Here is a 521-nt window from a genome sequence, read left to right as displayed (position 1 = left end):
GGTACACGAGTGGCACCCATTCGTAGTTCCTCTCGTACTATACGAACGTTCCCGTCAGATACCGTAACACCCCCAATAGATAGCAGCCGACCTGTCTCACGACGGTCTAAACCCAGCTCACGACCTCCTTTAATAGGCGAACAACCTCACCCTTGCCCGCTTCTGCACGGGCAGGATGGAGGGAACCGACATCGAGGTAGCAAGCCACCCGGTCGATATGTGCTCTTGCGGGTGACGACTCTGTTATCCCTAAGGTAGCTTTTCTGTCAGCAATTGGCCGCATCAAGCAGCCTAATTGGTTCGCTAGACCACGCTTTCGCGTCAGCGTCCGTCGTTGTGCCGGACACTGTCAGACTTCCGTTTGCTCTTGCGCTCTTTTCCGCGTCTCCGACGCGGATGAGGAAATCTTGGGGCGCGCCCGATATCTTTTCAGGCGCGTACCGCCCCAGTCAAACTGCCCGGCTACCAGTGTCCTCCGCCAGGAGTGAGAGTCGCAGTCACCATCGGGTAGTATTTCAATG

Annotated in this window: 1 rRNA gene; it reads right to left on the bottom strand. The window is 56.4% G+C overall.

What is annotated here, in order from left to right:
- Positions 1 to 521, bottom strand: a 23S ribosomal RNA gene (locus ACSBP4_RS19620); the annotation flags it as partial.

Origin of the sequence: Natrinema sp. CGMCC1.2065 (genome assembly GCF_051225675.1) — an archaeon.
Lineage (GTDB): Archaea > Halobacteriota > Halobacteria > Halobacteriales > Natrialbaceae > Natrinema > Natrinema thermotolerans.
Note: the sequence above shows the minus strand (reverse complement) of the source record. Positions and strands in the feature narration are given on the sequence as shown.